Here is a 23174-nt window from a genome sequence, read left to right on the forward strand (position 1 = left end):
AAAATTTGATTATTGCGAAGCAATGCCCGATTATTTTGAGAAAATAGCACCGCTTTTATGGAGCAATCATCCAAAATCGTTTCCCAAAATTCGAATTTGCAGCCGATGAAGTGCTTTACAACATGCGCTTATGTTAGTTTATTGAAATTTATTTGACTGATTTGCTAATCGCTCATGTTTGGCCCTACTTGCTTTCTCCTCATGCATCAGATTCCTTGGACAAATCCTAATAAAAACACTATTCGGCCATTTTTTTCGCCTCGCTGCTAAAGGAAGATTTCAGCATGAGTAATCCGGATTATTACTCCTGCAGGTCATCCACTTCTTTTATTTCAAAAAAACATCGCCTGAAATAAGTAGCCCATTTACGCAAAATATAGCCTAATTAGGTAAAATCAACTCAGAATATCGTAATAAAGCACCAGCTACCTACATCCTAAAAGCGTACTTTTGAAACGTCTAAATAACTCAGTATCAATTTTTTTATTATGGGAACTCAAAAAAAACAACCCTTAAAGGCGTGTAAGCTTTTTGCACTTTTATGCCTTTTTTCTTTTTGGAACCAATTTGCATTTGCGCAAAAACCTACCAAAACAGAAAACCCCAATGACCAGTGGGATATTAAATGGAGCGCCTCGGATGAATTCAATGGCGATTCCCCTGATTGGAGCAAATGGATGAAGTCTTCCGGACTTCCCAATACCACCGCCTGGAAATGGGACAATAACCAAAATGCCAAAATTAAGGATGGCGTTCTTGAGCTGACCATGCGCCAGAACCCAAACAATACCCCGGATGGAGGTACGTATTTTAAATCCGGCATATTGAAGTCTTATAATACCTTTACCTATGGTTACTTTGAAGCCAAAATCAAAGGAGCAGCTATCGGTGAAGGCGTTTGCCCCTCTTTCTGGTTGTATTCTAATTTTGATTACAGTGTAAAAAACGGAGAAACCGTTTACAGCGAAATCGATGTGGTGGAGCTCCAACAATTTGATTGGATGGATGGGCATCAGGATGACATTTATGATATGGACCATAACCTCCACGCCGTAGTCATGGAAAACGGAAGTGGTGTTTGGAGAAGACCCAAGGCATATCCGGATGAACAACTGAATAAATTCCGTGCGCCCTGGGATCCTACCAAAGGTTTCCACATCTATGGTTGTGAGGTAAATGAAAATGAAATTATTTGGTATGTGGATGGCGCCGAAGTAGCCAGAAAGCCCAATACGCTCTGGCATCGCCCCATGAACGTAACCCTTTCCTTAGGACTTCGAAAACCTTTTGTAGAATTCTATGATAATAGAAACAATGCCATAGATCCGGAATCCAGCCCGGCAGCAAAAGCCAAGCTATCGGAAATGCCTACCTCTATGTATGTGGAATATGTAAGAGTATGGGAGAAAAAAGAGGGAGGATCTGATTTGGAAACGGGAAAAATCTACAATCCGGGCTTTGAAAGTGGAAATCTGAACTACTGGACAGAAGGTAGTGGGCTTGCCGAAATTAATCAGACCCATGTAACAGCAGGAAATTACGCTGTCAAAGTCAATAATGGAAGCGTGGCGCAGCTCATTCAGCTAAAAGCCAACACTACCTACACCATCACTGCCGATGCTAAGGTAACCAATACCACTGCCAGTACTTTTATGGGCATTAATGATGCAGCCACCAACGCTACCCTCAAAAACTTTGCTTTTAACTCCACTGCCTTCAAAAAGGGCAGCCTCACCTTCACCACGGCCAATGCGGTGAAACAATACAAATTATGGTTTTGGTCAGCAGGAGAAGCTTTTGTGGATAATTTCAATATTTCCGAAGGCGGGGACTCCAATGTAGCAGTGGAAAGTGTAAGTCTTTCCTCTTCTTCCGCACAGCTCCAGATTGGCGAAAGTATCAACCTGCAAGCCACCGTCTCTCCCTCCAATGCCACCAACACTAATGTCAGCTGGACCAGCAGCAATAAGCAAGTGGCCTCGGTAAACAACGGCAAAATCGTAGGACTTGCCCAGGGCAACGCCACCATCACCGTCACCACAGCAGATGGGAATAAAACCGCAACTTGTACTATTCAGGTAAAGTCGGATGAGGGAGGAAATGCAGGAGGATTACCACAGGCGGGCCAAATTATCTGGCTGAGCACTCTTGGAGGGGATATCGTATCCCTTAATACCAGTTCCAATACCCTGGAGGCCAACAAAAGTCAGGTAGGAACACTGGAACAATTCCGGCTTTATGAACAGGATGGATATTTCGCTTTGCAGGCCGTTCAGACGGATAAATACGTAACCACTGCGACAGACAATACCATTAAGTGCGGAGCCACGGGGATATACGATCGACAAAAAGTTACTTTCAGCTTAAATGCCAATAAGGAGTTATTAATTAAAGCCAAAATCAACAATCAGTATTTCGCTGTAAATGGCCAATCCAAATTGATTGCGGATGGAACTACAGCAGCACCTTTCCTTTGGGGCGTCGTTTCTGATGGACAAACTTTAAGAGTCTTGAATAATGAGCTGCAGGAAGGATTTAGCCTGTACCCCAACCCCTATTCGAATGGACTATTAAACATCGAATTGGCTCAAATACAATCCGGACAGCTGGCCATTTTCGATGAATCAGGAGTTGTGGTTTACCTCCGGAATTTCCAAAACCAAAAAGCGTTGAAACTTCCTTTATCAAAAGCAGGCTTGACTCCCGGACTATATATCGTAAAAATAAATACCCCAAGCCAAACGATGGTCAATAAACTCTTAATCCAATAAATTAACCATTTACACCAACGACAACTAGTCGACTTTTAACAAATACTTTGGGGCATAACAAATTTACCCGATCCTTATAAAATGGGATATAAATAGGTGAATGAAAAGTGTTGGATCGTTTGATTACTAACAGAAATTTGAATAATAGAAAAGCGAAATGTGGTGGTTTCAAGAGAATATTACTGCTATTGTTGAAAACAACAAAATCGCTTCCAGACATTCAAACTTGCTGTGGATTTATAAAATTTTAAACACTGGATTAGCCTCAAAGTATTTTAACCCAAGTCTATTTTCCCAAAAGTAGCCCCACCTTTAGTCACTCGCCATACAGGCCTCTATCCCTTCCTCAAGCAATTCCACGAGCTCCGGATCCATATATTCATAATCATCCGGAATATGCAAAACTCCCATTTCCGGAAGGTCCAAATGCGCATATACCTTCCGGATTTTTGACCGCTGCTCGCCCTCCATGACCAGCACCAGGTCCGCCCAATGCAAATCCCGCTCTGAAATCTTTCGATTACTAGACGGACTTAGAGCGCGTAAAAAAGCACACCATCCGGCTGCAAATTCGAATTATTGGAAGCGATTTTGGATAATTTCTCAACAATAGCGATGCTATTCTCTCAAAATAATCCTTTATCGCTTCTGCAATACTTCAAATTTTCGCTGCGAATTTTGGCTTTTTAACACGCTTAAACCCACCGATCGAATAAAAAAACGATCATCATTTTTATAAATCGCTTCCGCTGTCAGACTGCGTTTCTTATTACGTCCGCAAACTACCAATATATGAGGTGTATTCATTCCATTTTATTAGATACCACACCAAAATAAACAATTCCGACACAATTCCCTTTTACTACAAACAGAAAGCATCATTTTTGATATCAAAATAAATTCAGCACGCTTTCCCTTTTTAAAAAGCATTTGAGGGGGCCTGCGCCACAGCGCACCGGGCTATCGGCGGTCGCTTTTTTCGGCGGGCAGTAGGGTTGTTTTCCCATTGCCTGCCCGCCGAAAATGAGCTCCACAACCGGCTACGCCTCCGCCTCTATCCCTGGCCCGGGGTGTGGTGGCTGGGGGAAGTACAACTGTAACCGCTACAAATCGTTTGCATCTCACCTGAAACTAATCCTGTAGAAGAGGTGTGGCTTGACAACTAAGGTTTTGCCCACGGAATTTTCAGGAATTTGGCCGTAGTGATGGTTGCTGAGTGCTCGTAACACTGCGACCAAAGGGGATGAATGAGGAGAAAGCAAGCTTGCCCAAATTCAGGCTATCATAAATCAAAAAAACAAATTGTAATGAACTGAAAACAAACCCTATACGCTTGGTTAATAAATTTAGCGGTGAATAATTCGGGTTAAAACCACGAAGAAGCACCAAGTCCAATCCGAAAATCGCTCGTTTTTATGGCCATGAATGGCCCCGATAAAGCTGAATGATATTTATTCTGCCTTATGCCATATCACGCTAGAATCCGGAACAAATTAAAAGCCACGTCTTCAGCCTTTCCAAAAGCTTCCCCACCATTTTCCTGCAATTTCCCTTGAAATCCATCTGGAAAATTTTCTTTTGGCACAGCCTTTGCAATAATTCTTACATAGGTTGATGTTGGGTGAATGGATGCTTGATCAAATCTGGTTAAGCATCCTTCCTTTTTTAAAACGTCCCTATTGAATTTGAATAATCATAGTGGTTCATAAGGTTATAGTTTGGTATTGATAGTCCGGTTGGTTCCCGGACTTTTTTTGTGCCTGGTTTTGAGGGATCGTGAAGGTTAGTGGCCACCCATTCCACAAATTTATTGGATTTGTTAGACGACATATAGAAACCACAAATGCACACGAAGATTAGCACTAATTTTATGATGGTGAAAGCGCTCCAACCCTATGGTCAACTAATGATTTTAGAAATAAAAAAATAACCCCTCAATACTCACCATTATCTTATTTTTTAGGGGGCCTGCGCCACAGCGCACCGGGCTCTCGGCGGTCGCTTTTTTCGGCGGGCAGTATGAAAGTTTCCCAAATGCCTGCCCGCCGAAAAAGAGCTCCGCAACCGGCTAACGCCTCCGCCTCTATCCCTGGCCCGGGGTGTGGGGGGTGGGGTGAAGTTCACTGGAGTAGCGATTAGTCCTGTGAAAAAACAGCCCCTTCCCTAGTCTTCGTGTTACAGCGAGCCGTGCGAGCATCACTAAGACCAAGCACGGTATTTTATATACCCTTGGGTCGTAGTCGCCGCGTAAAATGATTACTAAATTTCTAAGTTCAGCAGGCGAAGACTACGACCAGGGGTGCTTTATCGGGAAGATTAAAGCCATTCCGAGACCTTCATCCCTCAATCTTCATAGAGTTTATTTTCACTTAAATGCTTCCAAACCTTCTTTATTTGATGGATACTCTTCTCTGAGGTAATTTCCATGGGATCCTCAAAATGGATCATTTCAATGCTACCGTCCTCCCATTCTTCTACTTTTACAAATGGGCAGTTCAATAGTTGTTCTTTTGAATGGTATCTCTTATAAAGAGAAGGCTTAGAGACGCAGTGCCAAAAATATAGCTTTTCATTAAATACGTTGGAGTAAAACTTATATTGGAGTAATTCATTGTTTTTAGCAAATAAAAACTGATTCCCCACATCTACCCAACTGACATAGCCCAAACCTTCGGGCATAGATCTATAAAGTTCCAATAAAAAACTATCAATAAATATAAATTTATCACTATCTATTTGGTCTTTTTCATAATAAAGAGATATAGTGAAAACATTTTCCTCATAACGAAAGTGTACGGCTTTATCGACATATTCATAATCTGTATCTCCCTTAATCACATATGAAAAAGAAATCCCTTTTGTAGATTTATTTTTATTAAAAAAAGAAAACAAATCATTATATGATAATGAACTCTTTTCTATAACATCTAATTGTGTTAAATCTTCATTTTTTACTGTTAAATCCCAATCCTCTTTTGTGAAAATATCTTCACATTTCAACAAAAATAAAAAATCATATATTTTAAATTTTAATTTTATCTGAATCATATATCAACACCTTTTATCACTTTAAACATTTTTCTGAATTTATCATCTATAAACCCAGGGGCATTAATTTTACTTTTAATAGCATCAACTGCCTCACCCACTTTATTCTCCAACCCCGGCATCACAATATAGCGCATTTCCACTTCTCCTGCGAAGTTACTCATGTCTATCCCTGCTTTTTCAAAAACACCAATAAGCTTGGGAAAACGATCATCTGAAAAATTGGAAAATATCTCTACCATCTTCGCATAATCCGCCAACTGCTCCAGATCAATCCCGCCGTCAGCATAGCCAGCCTTTACATCATAGATCACCAGCTTGCCATTTTCCATACTGAAAATACCATCCGGTCGTCTGCTGCCTTTTTTGAACACGCCCTCAATGGAGGACAAATCCAAATTGGGTTGAAGGACATTGGTCATAACGCCCAGTTTCTTTGCCACCCAGGCCTCGGCAATAGCTCCTTTGGATCCTGCATTGGCTTTGGTTAAAATTACCGATACCTCTTCATAGCTACAGTTTTTACCTACGGCTTGATTGAAGTCTTTGATCAGCTGTTCTCTCAGACTACTTAAATCCTGCGTTGATAATCTTCTCAGGTAATCAGCCTGCTGATCGGGCGTCAAATATTTAAAATATTTATTCACTATTTCAACATATTCATCCCCATAGTTATAAGTGAGTAATTTCTTCAGCTTATCCGTATCTGATAATCCTTCCAAAATGGAGGAAAAATCAATCTTTCGTTTGGCAATTAAGTCCTCAATCACCTCATCATACTGCTGGAGTGCTTTCCCTTTAAATTCATTGATAAAATCCAGATTGAATTTTTTATGGGTAAAGTTTCTCCTTTTCAGCTCCATAAAAATGGTATACACCTCCGTATTTATTTTATCCAGATTATCGGTTAAATAATTGACGGTTTGTTGTCCTGCCATTTTAGCGGCAGCAGGTGTTTTCCCAATAATCAAATTATAAAAATCATCAACCTTTTCAGTGGTTTCCCTGACGGCTGCATATAAAAATTCCGGTGCACCTCCACAACCTTTATTATGCACCAAATACCCCTCAGCAAAATAGCTGTGCGCCTCTGCGACTTCGAAGTTATAAACAGTCTGTGTGCGTATTTCCCAATCAAAAGCGGAGACGCTTATCCAAGCGCCATCACTACGGAGCAGGCTATCGCCTTCGATCAAATCTCTGGCTCGTCGATAACCGGCCGGCGTGAATATCCGGTGGTTCGGAGTACAAGCCAACAGTCGCTCCTCTCCATGCAGGAGAATAATTAAGCTGTCGGCATAAGATACTGTGGTGCCGGTCACCTGTGCTTTGACGATATTCCCAAAGTGGTCCTGAGCGTCGACATAGTCCCCGGCAACAATGTCTTCGATGACCTTGAAGGGCTGACCATCGGCATAGATCATGGTGCCTGCCGGGAAGCAGAAATGCTTCATTATTTTTCCTACATTCAGCTCATCAATGCCCAATGCTTTCAATAGGGTCTCTATCTTTCCTTTGTCAGCATCTGAAATACCTAACCTTCTGCACAGTTGAAAGAACTTTTGCTGGGTAGCTTCGGATGCCATTAACTTCTTTCGTAAAGCATCAATTTTGCCCCGCATCTTTTCATTACTCAGGGAAAAACTGATGAAACTGCTCACCGCTCCTACCACGCAAGAGAAGGCCCCCTCAGAAAGACTAATATCTTTTAATTCCGGCTTGGTACCATTAAAAGTAACCGCACTTAGCATTCCCTGAAAACAGCCGATACCGGAAGCCGCGCCACCAGCCAACCACACACTTTGATTTCCAGCCAGTTTTCCGCTGGCCTTGTTCACCGGATAAGCCGTAATCACGGAAGTCCAATCCACATTATCCCAGGCAGCGGTCACCAATTTCTCCCCTGTCCAGCTGTCCAATGGTTCCTCACTGAAAACAGGCTCGATGATCATATTCAGCGCCATTTGAACCGTCAGGTCAATCATAGATTCCTTGACTGCTTCTTTGGCAATTCGTTTTCCTTCTTCTTTGGCCAGCCACTCGGCCAGCGTAGTACCTGCTCCCTCCGGTACGGCAGCCACTAATGTTGGCAGAATAACCGCGGTGGTCGCCGCGGCTGTGGCGCCAAGGGTAAGGTCCCCCATTATACCACGGAGCTCCTCCATAAAGGCGGTTTCATAACCGAGCCCCTCCGGCATTCTTTTCATGCCTTGTAACACACAAGGATTGTTTTCTATGGCTGTTTTGAGCACATGACTTTCGAATAGTGGCCCGTAATGAGGATCCGCTTTTACGATGGCCAGGATGTCTTCGCAGCTTAGTTCACAGCCTTCCGAATAGTAGGCATGAATGGATTCTTTCCCACTTAAATTAAATGGATTATATGTTAAGATTTCTTGACTAATGGGAAGGTCATTATTATATAGCGGTAAAGCGTTACTGTTATCTACATGATATACATTAACTTTACAATAATCTACATTTTCAATACCTATAAAAATTGGTGATTCTTTTGATAAAGTAGCTTTATTATGCACCGAATAAGCCTCTTTAGTTTTATAGTTGTGGTACCTAAAACTATGATTCTCACCAGAAGAAATACGATGACCCACATAAATATGCTCTCCTTCCTGAAAACTTAAAATTGCCCCGTTTACAATACGGCTATTAAAATCAGCACTTCCCGACTGTCCTGTAAAACTAACCCATGCGCTTCTATGTACTGGAATTAATTCTTCAGGTTGACGACCAGAAAGGAAAAAAGCATAATCTGCATCTGAACCTATTTTGGCCAATAAATCCTTAACTTTTATGTTTTTGGGATTTAATTGACTCTCACTCTCCCCATCCTCATTCTCAATCCCCAGCACCTTCAGTGGCTGGTGCAGCAAATTCCACTGATAAGCATACAGTGCTTTTGCCGGAGCACTATAGTCCATTAAATTGTCCGTGGCGCCCTTTTCTACCTGGCCCTCAAATCGCTTGAAAGGGTGTTGTAGATTAAACGCCCCATGCCCCAATTCATGCGCCAGGGTATGATAGGTTTGCTCGGAATTATCCGGTGCATATAAAAATCCATAGGCACGGCCCTGCGGGAAGAACCCCGCCAAACCACTCTTGCTGGCGGTCGGTGCCCAGAAGGCGACGAGCTCATCTTTGCCGCGATTGTGCACTTTTTTGAAAGCGGCAATCAGCTTGCTTTGCTCGGAGGTATAGTTGGCCAAGTTGCCGTGTTCTTCATCCCCGGAAGCCAGTTTGCCATCACCGTTTTCATCCCAGTCAAGCCCGCTAACTTTAGGCAGAATTTCAACTTCAAATTTGATGAAATAAGGCCCGTAAACCGATGCCAAATAGCTTTCCACCGCTGCTTTGGAAGGTGGAGTGGTATCATCCACCGGCTTGATATACAGCTTAATCGTCTTTGGCTCAAAAGGCAATACATTCACCTTGCCCAGCACCTGCTCCTGGTTATCGATGGTTTGATAAGCTTCCCAAAGGGTCTTTTTGTTATCCAAAGCATACAGTTCGGTGCCTTGGGGATCGCCCTCTTTGGCTTTGGCCGGGGCATCCACCGGTCGGAAATAAACCGTTTCGGTGGCATCTGTATCATATTTAATTTTTCCGTTTTGTCCCTTTTCAATGGCAATAAAGGGGTAAAGGATCAGCTCTTCCCCACATTTCACGGCATCGAATACGTCATTATCGAAACCTCTGCCACCGGCATCAAATCCGGTGGATTCATGGGCGCTGAAGGTCAGGCTTTGTTCGGTGGCCCAATTTTCACATCCTTCGCGCAGGGCATCATCATCGGCCAGCATATCGTAGCCCAGCCCAAAGATCTGCTGGAAAAGGTAGACGGCAGTACGGGCTTTTTGAATAGTTGCCAAAATTTTAGACCCCTGCAATTGAGTCACCTCAAAAATCCCTTTCACGTCCTCACCCATTTCCATACATCGGATCAAGGCTTCTTCCTCAGAAAGCGCTTCAAATTCACGTAAATCAACATCAAAGTCCACACCAGGCTCAGACTTCTGATCCATTGTGGCCAAAAAGGTCAGCACCTTCTTCCCTGATTCATTAGTCCGCTCCGCCTCCTGTTGACGGATCAGTCCGGGTTCTGCTATAATACACCGGTTCACCCCGGAAATGAAGGACAACAAATCCTTACTCCCACTCCCCATATAATTTACTATAGCATTCAGCACATTATTACTCGCCTGACTCTTAGCATCCTTAGCCTCATCATAATCCTGCTTCGCCTTATCCAGCGCTTCTTGTGCTTCAGCAATGGCTTTTTCCCGCTCCTGCTCATCGTCTATTGCCTCCGCCTCTTTCAATTGCCTCTCGGCTTCCTTTTTTGCCTTTTCAGCTTCTTTTTCTTCTTGCTTCGCCAGATCAAGCGCTTCCTTAGCCTCTTTGGTATCCGGATCGTTGTCTTTTATATTTTCTATAATTTCAAGAATCGCCTGTAATTCAGAAAAAATCTCTCCGAATACCGGATCCAGCACAGTCGCACTACTTCCGGTCACATGTACATCCCCAGCAATTAGCTCAAAATCTGTATTGAGTTCTATCTCTTCAAATTCTACCCAAAATTTCACACTGTTCAGCGCTTGCATCTGAATGACCCCTATTCCGGAATGCTTACTTCCAGCCAGTGAGGCATCGGATACGGTCACCAGAAAATCTGCTGCACGAAAGGTATCACCCACTTTAAGTCTATCCGAATATAATTCCATATTTTCATGTCGGATAATCAACTCCCCCCCCTCACAGATATAAGGCTTTTCTTCCGCTTCCCCCGTAGTGGCAAAGACCGAAGCCGACCATTCCCCCTCCTGGGCGCCGCATTTTCCACGCACCTGAAACTCATATTTCACCGCCGGCGACAAGCGACGGATATTCCCACGCTCCATCAGGAAAGAATCATAAGTCCACTCCAAAACCGCCTGCCCTTCTTCCGCCACCGGACGATGACGCACTTCCCATTCCATGTGTCCCTGCCTGCCCGTCCAGGCCAGCTCCACCCGCGAAGGCGTCACGGTTTCCACCAGCAGATCACCGCATTCCGTACAGGCCACCCCGTATTGAAAAAGGCGCATCTCACTCCAACCCTCATTCTTCAACAAGCCCAGCTCATCTTCATCATAAGCCTGCACCCGCCAGGCATACCAATTCCCCGGCATCAGCGGACTGTCCGCCGGCCCCAACTGATAGGCCGATGCCATGATGTCCCATTCGTCCACAATCGGCTGCGTAGTGGCAAAAGCATCTCCGGCCGTCTGCCCTTCCCGCAAAATCTCCACAATCTGAAAGCGGTAGGTGACATTTTGCGGGCGGTTATAAGATTCCTAAGGAAAAACCGCCATAGAATAAAACCAATAAATCAAGTGAAGATTATTTAGGGGGCCTGCGCCACAGCGCACCGGGCTCTCGGCGGTCGCTTTTTTCGGCGGGCAGTAGTGCTGTTCTCCCAAATGCCTGCCCGCCGAAAAAGAGCTCCACAACCGGCTGCGCCTCCGCCTCCATCCCTGGCCCGAGGTGTGGTGGGTGGGGTGAAGTTCAGTGGGGAGGCGGATAGTCCTTTGAGCATAAACAGCCCCTACCCTGGTCTTCGTGTTACAGCGAGCCATGCAAGCATCACTAAGACCAAACCGGTATTTTACATACCCTTGGGTCGTAGTCGCCGCGTAAAATGATTACTAAATTTCTAAGTTCAGCAGGCGAAGACTACGACCAGGGGGGGGTGGGAGGGGGAAGTGCAACTGTACCCCCCACTAATCGTGTTCATCACACCTGAAACTAATCCTGTAGAAGCGATGTGGCGTGGCGACTATGGTTTTGCTCACGGAATTTTCAGGTATTGGGTCGTAGTGATGTTCGCTTCGCTCTCGTAACACTACGACCAGGGGGGTGGTGCATTATCCATGTCATCAAACTGATCAAAACAGTCAGATAAAACCCTTTCTACACGATGAAAACGTCTTGATGCAGTTGGTCTGGCTAAGTGATATTTTGAAAGGTGTTTTTCATCAAAGTGATTTTTGATAGTCAAATAGATAAAGTCTTTCACTTCATCTGTTTCTTTCTCAAGCCACAAACCATAGCTCTCATCTCTCACTACCCAATTAGCTTGTAATAGATGTCCAATAAACTCTTGAGTTATAACACTCTTAACCTTACTCAACCCAAATATTCCCATTATTTTAATAAAGATTCTAAGCCTGAAAAATTCTATCAACTTCCATCACTCCAAACCTGTACATAAGAAAAAACTAAAGGACACCTGTGCAAGGGTCCTTAATGATGCTTTCAATCCTTCAGTATTACTAGTGACTTTAGTTTCCTTAGTGTTTTCAAAATAGACTTACTTACAAAAGCAACACTGATTTCTTGACCAAAAGGCACATCACTAAAAGCTATAAATTTCTTTCTGGTATGACCTTTATCTATAAGACAATCATTTACAAAATCAATTATTTTTAAATCAACACACCCATTACCCCCCTGTAATTCAGTTGAATAAATTTCTCCATCAATTTCTAGATCGATACTCCTAATTCCCCCCCACTCCCTCAATGATTTAATCATAGGTGTAAATTTTCCTACTGATAGGTTAGAAAATATTTCGATAATGTGTTCGTAGTCTTTTACATCATCAACCGATTCAACATCAATAACTTTATAATCCCCATTTAATATTTCGTTATAGGAAGTCATGGCCTTATCCCCCTTAATAGCAAACTTTGCTTTCCTTGATGACTCTATATATATTTCGTCAAGTATGAAAATATCCGATAACCTTTTCGCTACAAAAACTTTGTCTTCAACGTAATTTAAAGAGTGCGCATAAATCCCTTTTACTGCTCCATCATTATCGAAAACATAAACGAGAGAAGCATCTTTTTCTACTACATCATTACTCCATGCAAAAGCAAAAACTTTATTCTCTGACCAATGTTCTTTAATTGATTTTGACACCTTCTGATTCAATCTTTCAAGGATATTTACACCATCACAAACATAAAAGTCTTTTATAAAAAACTCACCTCTCTCTTTCGTGTTTAGGTCTCCTGGCTTTATTAAAAAATAATCAGCATTCAAGAGCCAATGACCGCCAGCTTTTCGTGTATCGAACACAAAATAATTATCGTTTAACTTCTCATAAATCGCTCTTATCTCCAAGGGCAGTTTAAAACCAATATTTTCTTCTATGTTTTTTAAAACCTGATCCAATTTCTCTATTATTTTACTTGGAAAATTTCAGTAAACCTACTCTCAATTGTTTCTAACAAAGCGTCTTTTGTCTTACTCGCTCCTGGCACTAACTTGTCAATTACTGATTGAGGAATATCAACTTCATCAAGAGCATCAATAAAATCATCTATATTGTTTTGAAGGGAGGGGACTTTCCTGCCATCAAAAATCCATTTTAATTGCCCTAGGTCTGACACATCAGATATTTGCATGTCCTTAACAAACTGTGTCGCAAAGTTTGACGGTGGAATTTCTCCAACTGATTTAAACTCAAAATACTTAGTAATATTACCATCTGGCATTTTAACATCCACTCTCCGAACTGACTCACCCACTTTTTCAACTGACTCGAAAATCAAAGTTTTGCCCGCAAAATCATCTACATTACTTGTTAAGTGTCTTTGTATCCAACCTGCACCTTCGGCAAAATTCCCCCCTTTCTCTAGGTCTGTAAAGAGTTTATCAATATCCTCAAATATTGTTCCTGTTGAAACCAAATCATCAAACCCCTTAGTTAAATCATCAAGTGCGGCTGCAGAACCACCAGCATTTCTATTCCCCTTGATAAGTCTTGACACCCTGTTCTCATCAAGGCCAGCAGCTGCTAATTTCGGATTTTTTAAGAGGGCACTAAGCTTTTCGAGGCTGACTGGATTTTTCTTTAATGCAGCATAACCCGCATCATCTAGCAAGCGCCACGAGTCAACCAACTCAGGCCGATTACCCAAGTACTTTACAAAATCAACATTCTCAGCGCAATCTCCAAGAAATTTTAAAGATAAGCCTGCTTCCGCCTGATCCAGTGCATTTAATTGTTTGAGAAAATCCTCAACCTTTGCAGGAGGAGTTTCCGAAATCAAAGCTAATGCTCCTGATTTCCCCTCGGATGCTTTAAGGTAATGGTCAAATTTTGTAAAAACTGAAGATAACTCTTGCTCTGAAGGATAACCGTTTCTCTTCAACTGTTCGATCTGACTGCGACTAATATTATATGGAGATTTCTCAAATTTTGCCAATAAAGATTCCCCTGCACTAGCCAATATGTCATCAATGTACTTCAACTGTGCCTCAGGATTGGCTTCCAAAGACTTCAGTTTTTGTAGTTGAGGAGTGTCAATCTGATTCTGATCAATTCTACTTATTACCGCTTTAGCCTTCCCATCTGGAATAGTTTCCGAAATATGATGCCTAATTTTGGACGCTTGGTCTGCTGTTACCTCTCTAACTATTTTAGAATCAAAATCAACTTTTAAGATGGCCTTTCTAGATAGTTTAATCTTTTGACCATCAGCTACCGGAATAAATACGGCAACAGTATAATCTCCGGCTTCGACCCAATTACCCCTTAAAATTGAATAAATTAAACCCAAACCATCAGCCCAATGGTCCTGTCCATAATAACTTAGGGCGATGGATGCAATATCCAGAGCGAGATAAAAACTATCATCTACCTTTTCTTTTAACACCTGCTCTCTATTCCAGGTTTCTTCTTTCAAATCGAATGGAAACTCGTTAAAATGAACATTATTTACTTTTGCTAAACGCTCTACATACCCCTTATAAGCACGATTTAAAATATATGGTTTTACAATATTTCGACCAGATAGTTCAGTAAAGTATTGATTTAAGGCATCAAAATCGCCAACGAGAAATTCGTCTTTAAATTCAAATCTATCATCTTTGAATTGATCTGACTCTTCAAACTTCACAAGTTGACTTGGTGTAGATAGTGTATTGATTGTTCTGGTTAAAAAGCCATTTAATACTAAATAATCGACTTGTGCTTTTACCGGCCCTACAAAATTGGTATTCAGATTATTCAGTCTTCTATTTTCCTGAGTTGCTAACCAATCCGCCGTAACAGTTTTAAATGAACTGTCCATGTACAAATCAACATAAGCATTTTGGAGTTTCCCATAAGAATATCCCTCATATAATAAGTAAGTGATAGTAAAATCTGCATTCAAAATACCTTTATGTACAAGTAGTCTTTTATATAAACTCTTAAATACTCCATTAAAATAACCAGACAGAACGCCAGCCTCAGGATCACTTACTTCTACCATCCACTCCGCTGTTCGAATAGTATTTTTGTATGAACTACCAATGAAAGAACTATTATTCTTAATATTTTTTCCAGCACTGTATCCTGGCATTACAAAGATCTCTCCTAAGTCTCTACCTATACCTTCACAATGAACATAGGGAACGGTAATTAAAATATCATCATCGGTTAGCCCTGCCTCTGCAAATACTTTTTGGGACAAAGTCCCCCAACTTGATTCATTTAGTGATAAATGATTGCTTTCTGCAAAAACAATTAAAAAGCGCTTACCATTGAATTTTTCATAAGCTTTAATCCTGTCGGTTAAGCGCTGGCCTAATGCAACTTCAGGAAACTCATAGTTTTTAACTTTTGAGACCAGTTGGGTCACCAATTCCTCATTTTCAGCAAGTTTTTTATCAACCCGAATTGCGTTATTTACTGCAAAATCAACATATTGACTTGCTTTATCATTTTTAAAATAAATACCTTCAAATTTCTTACAATCCTGACAATCAAAATCAAAGCTGTGTTCCTCGAAAGTTAATTTATTTGTTTCGCAGTCTATATGTACCCGGATCCCTTCCTCTTCTGTCAGAATATCTTCTATTTTTATGCTGTCCCTCCTGGATATAGTTTTAAAATTTGTGGTTTCTTCCCCTGAATAGGCCACATAGTATTTCTTCCCTTCATAGAAAAAGGAATTCAATGCACCTTTAGCCTGAGGAGTACTATCTTTGTTGTATAAAAAGATGATGGTATACTAGCGTACGCAAGTTTGGATAAATCAATTGATCTCCCATCCGGCAAGAAAAACTTACTATATGCTTCTAATTTTTTAAGAATTTCAGGGTTACAAATAGAAGCTATGCTCGTACCCGGTTGACCAAATGCCTCACTCCCCCCATCCTCATGCTCAATCCCCAGCACCTTCAACGGCTGGTGCAACAAAGACCACTGATAAGCATACAACTCCTTCGATGCTCCGTTTGCTGTTGCTGAGCTTGTCGAAGGTGTTGCTGAGCTTGTCGAAGGTGTTGCTGAGCTTGTCGAAGCATAGTCCATCAGATTATCCGTGGAGCCCACAGGAGCTTTATCTTCCCCAAAGCGGTCAAAAGTATGTTTCAAATTAAACGCCCCATGCCCCAATTCATGCGCCAGGGTATGATAGGTCTGTTCGGAATTATCCGGTGCATATAAAAATCCATAAGCACGGCCCTGAGGGAAAAATCCGGCCAAACCGCTCTTGCTGGCGGTCGGTGCCCAGAAGGCCACGAGCTCATCTTTGCCCCGATGGTGCACTTTTTTGAAAGCGGCAATCAACTTGCTATGCTCGGAAGTATAATTCGCCAGCTGGCCATGCTCCTCATCCCCGGAACCCAGTTGACCATCGCCGTTTTCATCCCAGTCAAGCCCACTGACTTTAGGCAGAATTTCTACTTCAAATTTGATGAAATAAGGACCGTATACTGATGCCAGATAGCTTTCCACAGCCTCCTTAGAAGGCGGAGTGGTATCATCCACCGGTTTAATATACAGCTTAATCGTCTTGGGTTCAAAAGGCAATACATTCACCTTGCCCAGCAGCTGCTCCTGATTATCGATGGTAGGGTCTCCTAAGTTAGGCCATCAATATTTTCTACTTCCATTTATTCTCTTTCAAAAATATATAGAGTATTACTACCTATAGATCTGAGATGTAATTTCCCGTCGTGATAAACAGGCGTATCAAATTGATCATCCTCAGATAATGGATAACTTTGAATAAAGTCTATTTCAGATTTCTCAATATCAAAAGCACCAAAGTTTACAGTACGTCCCTGCCCACTAACAAACCATAGTCTTCCATCAGCAACCGCTTGTCTATTTACATCAGGAAAAAGATTATCAGGCAAAGCCTCATCTACCTGAATATCAACCAAAAACTCTCCTTTAACAGGGTCGAAAACTTGAAAAAACTTCTTACTCAAACCATAAATCAACTTTTCATAATATGTGGTTGCAATAAAATTCGTTTCGTAAGGAACACTATACTCATAATTCCACTTAACTACGCCAGTGTTTAAATCAACACCGGTGGAAAGCATAAAACTATTCCCCTCCTTATAGCTTGTAAAAAACAAGGTATTATTTTCCGCTTCCATATTTCCAAAAATATTAAAGCCCTCAGGTAATTGAAAGTGGGAAATGATTTCTCCATTTACATGCCTCAGCCAAAACTCTCGTCTATCCAAACGATTGGTAACAACCAGTTTTCCACCAATTACATCTATAAACTTATCATTTACTTCTTCCCACAATACTTCATAAGCAGAATTAATAACAGAATATTTAAATTCCCTCCTAGAAATACGCGTAAAGCAGAAAAATAAATCATCCTCTATCTGGGTTATACTCTCAGAATTTTCAACGAACAAAACCATTTTGGGCTCCTTGGAAAATTTATTTAATTGAAACAATGTAGATTCCAAATTAAAGTGAAGGTCGCCATTATAAAAATCAACCAAATCAACTGCGTTAATCCCCTTTACTCTAACCCCATCTGCAAACAAAATTTTATTGCAAACTATGAGTAATTTACCGAAAAGATTTCTTACTCCTGAGCAATTTTCATAGGATTCAATATGTTTCATCATTTTAAAAATATGTTTTCGAATTGACTCTCAATTAAATCTAATAAATTATCCGCATTAGCTCTAGGTCCTAAAAATTTCCTTGCCAATTCATCTGTTATTGGTAACTTTTCAATCTCCTCTAAAAGCGCTTCTTTAAACTGTTTACCTCCATTTCCTGAGGGATTCTTATTTGGATTAAAAACCCACTTAATTTGATCCAGACTATTTGAATTTGTTAAATCTTTCATAAACTGAATTTGAAAATGCCCAGGGGGCACAATTGAGACTGACTTAAACTCATAAAAGATCTTAAATTTATCATTAGTTACATCACTAACATCTACATACCTTCCACCTAATTCAGTATTAGTAAATTCTTCAAACTTTAACTTCTTACCTGCAAATCCATCTGCATTGTCCCCAATATATTTGGTTATCCAATTCGCCCCGTCAACTTTCCCTCCACCTTCAAGCATTTCTGAAGCTACCTTATGAAAATCTACTAGCTCAATCCCTTTTTCTGAGGCTTTTCTACCCAGGTTATCTAGATTATCCAATATTTCTTTATAGCCTAAGCCTTTGGCGCCATTAATCCTTGAAATAAGATCATCAGATAATCCCATTTTAGTGAAATTAGGGTTGGACTTTAACTTATTGAATGATTTAAGAACATCTACATCTTTAGCCAATTTAGAATGATTCGCCTTAATAATTGCCCACACGTCCACCGCCTCAGGCCTGTCGCCCAAGAATTTCACAAATTCAACATTATCTGCACAATCATCAAGAAATTTCAGTCGAACTTCCGGGCTTAGATTATCCAGATACTTCGTGAGATCATCAAACTTATTGGTTGGCACATGCTGAAGCATTGCCAATGCTCCCGTTTGTCCGTTTGTCCCATCAAAATAGGTCTCCAGTTTTTGCAGACGCAGGTCAAATTGGGTATCGTGTAATTTTTTCAGGTTTGGCCAGTCCACCGCATAAGGAAGATCCCAATTAGGAAATTCAAAATCACCTAAGCCTTTACCCAAACGTTTAGAGATATATTCATACAGCTCCTTAGAAATATCTCCGGTTTGCTTTTTTAGCTTCTGCCGCATTAAACGATAAAGTGCCTGAAATTTTGGGCTGGTAGCAACAAAAGTGGCTGTCGCCGTACAGGCCGCACTTATTCCAGCATTTGCCAATACCGGAACCCAATTCAAATTCCTCAAGACCTCCTGCATGGTCGGCGCTATGCCTTCCCCTTCCAGCTTGGCAACCGCTACATCATATTGTTTCGCCAATTCAGTCGCCATACCTTCCGCCGCACCGGCAAATGCCCCTAATAAAACCCTGATTTTACGTGTATTCTTTGCTGTTGATAATATTGGAACAACCGCTGTTCCGCAAGAAATACTGGCTGAGACTGTGGCTTCTTTCCAGCTGAATTCTTTATAACTGGTTACTGCTGAGAAGTCAGTATAATCGGGTACTTCAGTGATGTCATCATCAAAAAACATACTTACCCAATTAATGCTATAATACAAGGCAAAATCCACCGCAGCGGCGGTGAAACACTGAATTAATTGGGCAACCAGCTCACTATCCTCATCATAATTTTCTATACCCAAAACCTTTAATGGTTCATGGGTCAATGCCCATTGATAAGCATACAAGCTTTTCCGGTTTACCCCCAAATATGCAGCTTCATCAGGCTTTCCATAATCCATCAAATTGTCCGTATCTCCTCGTACTACCTTCCCATCGAAACGATCGAATATATGTTTCAAATTAAATGCCCCATGCCCTAATTCGTGAGCTAAAGTATGAAAAGTAACTTCTGAATTATCCGGTGCATATAAAAATCCATAGGCCCTACCCTGTGGAAAATAACCTAAAGCTCCCTCATTACTGGCAGGCGGGGCCCAAAAAACCACTAAATCTTTGTTTCCGCGGTTGTGCACCTTTTCAAAGGCCTGTATTAATGTTCTTTGTTCAGAGGTATAATTCGCCAGATTCCCGTGTTCACCTTCTCCGGAAGCCAATTTACCATCCCCATCCTCATCCCAATCCAAGCCAGTGACCGCAGGCAATATTTCCACATCAAAATGTAAGAACACACTACCATAAATTAGTGCCAAATAATTCTCCACATCCGCCTTGGTAGGTACTCTTGCCCCATCCACAGGCTTGATATACAGCTTAATCGTCTTCGGCTCAAAAGGCAATACATTCACCTTGCCCAGCACCTGCTCCTGATTATCGATGGTTTGATAAGCTTCCCAGAGGGTCTTTTTGTTATCCAAAGCATACAGTTCGGTGCCTTGGGGATTGCCCTCTTTGGCTCTGGCCGGAGCATCCACCGGACGGAAATAAACCGTTTCGCTGGCATCCGTATCATATTTAATCTTTCCGTTTTGCCCTTTTTCAATGGCAATGAAGGGGTAAAGGATCAGGTCATCGCCACATTGCACGGCATCGAATACATCATTATCGAAACCTCTGCCACCTGCATCAAATCCGGTGGATTCATGGGCACTGAAGGTCAGGCTTTGGGCTGTTGCCCACTGTTCGCAACCTTCGCGCAGGGCATCGTCATCGGCCAGCATATCGTAGCCCAGCCCAAAGATCTGCTGGAAAAGGTAGACCGCAGTACGCGCCTGCTTGATGGCCGTCAGTATCCCGGCTTCTGCGGTTCCATCGGCGGCTCGCCCATCCAGCATGTCCACCACCTGGCTGGCCATTTCCTCACATTTGGCCAGGGCTTCCTCTTCCGACAATCCGGCATAATCACGCAAATTGATATCCGGCGCCTGCTTGCCATCCATTTTTGCCAAAAAGACCAATACCGCCTCAGCAGATGTCAAAGTACGCTCCGCCTCCTGCTGTCGTACCATTCCTGCCTCCGCCTGCATACAACGATTCACACCAGCAGTAAAAGCCAACAGCTCCTTACTGCCCTTGCCCATATAATCCTTGATGGCATCCATCACATTTCCACGCGCCTGACTTTCGGCATCTTTGGCGGCATTGAGCTGATCCTCTGCTGCCTTTTTATCTTCCTCCGCTTTAGCGATGGCCGCATTACGCTCGTCTTCATCTTCTATTTTCTTGGCGTCCTTCAGGGCATCTTCGGCATCCTTCAGTTCCTCTTTGGCTTTATTTACTTCATCTTTGGCGGCCTGCAATTCCTCATCCGCTTTTTTGGTATCCTCATCTTTATCTTTATTTCCGCAATGGCCTCAGCCTCCCGCAGAAAATCATCCAGCGCATCGACCCCCTTCATGATGGCATCCGCCAGCGCAGGATCAATCAAATTGCTGTCCATACCGGTCACCAACACTTCCCCATGGATGAGTTTATAATCCAATATCATTAAAGGCCACCCCGAAGAATACCTTATTCAGGCTCTTGATCTGAATCATCCCCACCCCCGAATGGGTGCTGCCATTAAAACGCGCCTCGGTCACCGTAACCGTGAAATCCGCCGCCGTAAAGGTATCCCCCACCTGCAAGGCCGAAGCAAGCGGCTCACTATTTTCCCAATTGATGATCAGCTCCCCCCCCTCGCAGATATAAGGCTTTTCTTCGGCCTCACCCGTAGTGGCAAAGACCGATGTCGACCATTCCCCCTCCTGGGCACCACATTTTCCACGCACCTGAAACTCATATTTCACCGCCGGCGACAATCGTCGGATATTTCCACGCTCCATCAGGAAGGAATCATAAGTCCACTCCAAAACGGCCTGCCCTTCTTCCGCCACCGGACGATGACGCACTTCCCATTCCATATGTCCCTGCGTGCCCGTCCAGGCCAGCTCCACCCGCGAAGGGGTCACGGTTTCCACCATCAGATCCCCGCATTCCGTACAGGCCACCCCATATTGAAAAAGGCGCATCTCACTCCAGCCCTCATTTTTCAACAGCCCCAACTCATCTTCATCATAAGCCTGCACCCGCCAGGCATACCAATTCCCCGGAATCAGCGGACTGTCCGCCGGCCCCAACTGATAGGCCGATGCCATGATGTCCCATTCATCCACAATCGGCTGCGTAGTCGCAAAAGCATCTCCGGCCGTCTGCCCTTCCCGCAAAATCTCCACAATCTGAAAGCGGTAAGTGACATTTTGCGGGCGGTTGGGCGAAGCCAAAAAGTTCCTACCGAAAAATCCAGGATCAAATTAAAAACCTATAAATTAAGTGGAAGATTATTTTTGGGGCCTGCGCCACAGCGCACCGGGCTCTCGGCGGTCGCTTTTTTCGGCGGGCAGTAGTGCTATTCTCCCAAAGGCCTGCCCACCGAAAAAGAGCTCCACAACCGGCTACGCCTCCGCCTCCATCCCTGGCCCGGGGTGTGGTGGGTGGGGGGAAGTTCAGTAGAGAGGCGGATGGTCCTGTGAAGATAAACAACCCCACCCTAGGCTTCGTATTACAGCGAGCCATGCGAGCATCACTAAGACCAAGCCGGTATTTTACATACCCTTGGGGCGTAGTCGCCGCGCAACATGATTACAATTTTTCTAAGTTCAGCATGCGAAGACTACGACCAGGGGGATCACCAAATAATGGGCGAAATCTATTCCATAGTATCAAAAACAGTAGGAAGACCTTCAAAGTTCCCGTCTACTAACCATTGCGGCAAATATTCAGAAGTAACATGGGTTTTTAAGCCGTTTAATTCTGCAAATCTAATTGCTGCAAGTGCTGCCCAATAGATAAAATAAAAAGCATCAGCATGTCTTGTATCACTAAATTTTGTCGATTCCACATACTTTCTAAGCCCAATTAAACTATCAGCTAAATACTTATTATATAAATCCTCATCTTTTGAAATAATCCCGAAATAAACATCCAGCATAGGAACTCGCAAATGGTAAGCCATTTCTTCAAATTCCGGAGAAATAGGAGGATATTTATCAAAATCGAATAAGGAGTAAACCGTTTTAAATGAACTAGCGATAAAACTAGGATCATTAGTAAATAAACTTTGATAAAATTCCACTTCCTTTACATCAGGAGAATAAGGAGCCAGCCCCTCAACTTCAAAATTTTTCGGGTCATTAACTAATGCCAATAATTTATTTAATCCTGTTTCATCTTTTAAGATTAAGCAAAGTTGGAATGCTTGGACCCAATCATAATATGAACCAAAATACTTAATTTCCTCGCCTATTCCACGACACTCTTTATTACCTAAAATATAAATAAATTCTGATCCGACAGTCCTCGACTTTTTTTCAAAAAGAAACACGCTTACCTCTTTTACGAGGTGTAAATATTTATATAATTCAACAGGCTGCTTGTGCATTTCATTGCCAAATGCAACCTTAGTCATCAATCTCTTTAAAACTAAATCAGAAACAACTCCTCGCCCACCTTTATATAATAAGGAATTAGTAAAATCTAATATGTCTTTATCTGATGGAATTGAAAAAATGAAATCTTTCATTTTAT

At 42.3% G+C, this 23174-nt stretch carries 13 protein-coding genes; 1 reads left to right on the forward strand and 12 read right to left on the reverse strand.

Annotated elements, in window-relative coordinates:
* The first annotated feature begins 488 nt into the window (after window positions 1-488).
* Entirely contained in the window at window positions 489-2771 is a 2283-nt protein-coding gene (locus tag AAA970_RS17950) for a family 16 glycosylhydrolase (protein ID WP_338238271.1), read from the forward strand.
* 312 nt (window positions 2772-3083) lie between these two features.
* On the opposite strand, the gene AAA970_RS17955 is transcribed toward AAA970_RS17950, so the two are convergent.
* The 12 genes from AAA970_RS17955 to AAA970_RS18010 all read right to left on the reverse strand — a co-directional run bounded on the left by AAA970_RS17955 (window position 3084) and on the right by AAA970_RS18010 (window position 23169).
* Complete coding sequence (locus AAA970_RS17955; protein ID WP_338238272.1) at window positions 3084-3269, reverse strand: hypothetical protein; 186 nt, start codon at window positions 3267-3269, stop codon at window positions 3084-3086.
* A gap of 1845 nt (window positions 3270-5114) precedes the next feature.
* Window positions 5115-5819 (reverse strand): hypothetical protein, encoded by a 705-nt coding sequence (locus AAA970_RS17960; protein ID WP_338238273.1) that lies wholly within the window; start codon window positions 5817-5819, stop codon window positions 5115-5117.
* Entirely contained in the window at window positions 5816-11125 is a 5310-nt protein-coding gene (locus AAA970_RS17965) for a polymorphic toxin-type HINT domain-containing protein (protein ID WP_338238274.1), read from the reverse strand. The genes AAA970_RS17960 and AAA970_RS17965 overlap by 4 nt, the downstream gene beginning before the upstream one ends.
* Window positions 11126-11718: 593 nt before the next feature.
* Window positions 11719-12021, reverse strand: coding sequence for a hypothetical protein (locus tag AAA970_RS17970; protein WP_338238275.1), 303 nt, complete (start codon window positions 12019-12021; stop codon window positions 11719-11721).
* A 110-nt stretch (window positions 12022-12131) separates the two neighbouring features.
* Complete coding sequence (locus tag AAA970_RS17975; protein ID WP_338238276.1) at window positions 12132-13055, reverse strand: hypothetical protein; 924 nt, start codon at window positions 13053-13055, stop codon at window positions 12132-12134.
* 8 nt (window positions 13056-13063) lie between these two features.
* A complete protein-coding gene (locus AAA970_RS17980) occupies window positions 13064-15829 on the reverse strand; it encodes a hypothetical protein (RefSeq protein WP_338238277.1) in 2766 nt (921 codons plus the stop codon).
* Window positions 15826-16695 carry a hypothetical protein gene (locus tag AAA970_RS17985; RefSeq protein ID WP_338238278.1) on the reverse strand — a complete coding sequence of 290 codons (870 nt, stop codon included), beginning with the start codon at window positions 16693-16695 and terminating at the stop codon, window positions 15826-15828. The genes AAA970_RS17980 and AAA970_RS17985 overlap by 4 nt, the downstream gene beginning before the upstream one ends.
* A gap of 74 nt (window positions 16696-16769) precedes the next feature.
* Window positions 16770-17756: a hypothetical protein gene (locus tag AAA970_RS17990; RefSeq protein ID WP_338238279.1), complete on the reverse strand. Its 987-nt coding sequence runs from the start codon at window positions 17754-17756 to the stop codon at window positions 16770-16772.
* A complete protein-coding gene (locus AAA970_RS17995; RefSeq protein ID WP_338238280.1) occupies window positions 17753-20908 on the reverse strand; it encodes a zinc metalloprotease in 3156 nt (1051 codons plus the stop codon). The genes AAA970_RS17990 and AAA970_RS17995 overlap by 4 nt, the downstream gene beginning before the upstream one ends.
* Window positions 20884-21090: a hypothetical protein gene (locus AAA970_RS18000; protein ID WP_338238281.1), complete on the reverse strand. Its 207-nt coding sequence runs from the start codon at window positions 21088-21090 to the stop codon at window positions 20884-20886. The genes AAA970_RS17995 and AAA970_RS18000 overlap by 25 nt, the downstream gene beginning before the upstream one ends.
* A complete protein-coding gene (locus AAA970_RS18005) occupies window positions 21080-21871 on the reverse strand; it encodes a fibronectin type III domain-containing protein (protein WP_338238282.1) in 792 nt (263 codons plus the stop codon). The genes AAA970_RS18000 and AAA970_RS18005 overlap by 11 nt, the downstream gene beginning before the upstream one ends.
* 425 nt (window positions 21872-22296) lie before the next feature.
* Entirely contained in the window at window positions 22297-23169 is an 873-nt protein-coding gene (locus AAA970_RS18010; protein ID WP_338238283.1) for an Imm49 family immunity protein, read from the reverse strand.
* Window positions 23170-23174: the final 5 nt, after the last annotated feature.

It is taken from the genome of Persicobacter diffluens, from assembly GCF_036244895.1.
Taxonomy (GTDB): domain Bacteria; phylum Bacteroidota; class Bacteroidia; order Cytophagales; family Cyclobacteriaceae; genus Persicobacter; species Persicobacter diffluens.

Excerpts from the sequence above, each read along its gene's own strand:
- AAA970_RS17970 (WP_338238275.1), bottom strand. The coding sequence starts at position 12,021 with ATGGGAATATTTGGGTTGAGTAAGGTTAAGAGTGTTATAACTCAAGAG.
- AAA970_RS17990 (WP_338238279.1), bottom strand. The coding sequence starts at position 17,756 with ATGATGAAACATATTGAATCCTATGAAAATTGCTCAGGAGTAAGAAAT.
- AAA970_RS17950 (WP_338238271.1), top strand. The coding sequence starts at position 489 with ATGGGAACTCAAAAAAAACAACCCTTAAAGGCGTGTAAGCTTTTTGCA.
- AAA970_RS17960 (WP_338238273.1), bottom strand. The coding sequence starts at position 5,819 with ATGATTCAGATAAAATTAAAATTTAAAATATATGATTTTTTATTTTTG.
- AAA970_RS18010 (WP_338238283.1), bottom strand. The coding sequence starts at position 23,169 with ATGAAAGATTTCATTTTTTCAATTCCATCAGATAAAGACATATTAGAT.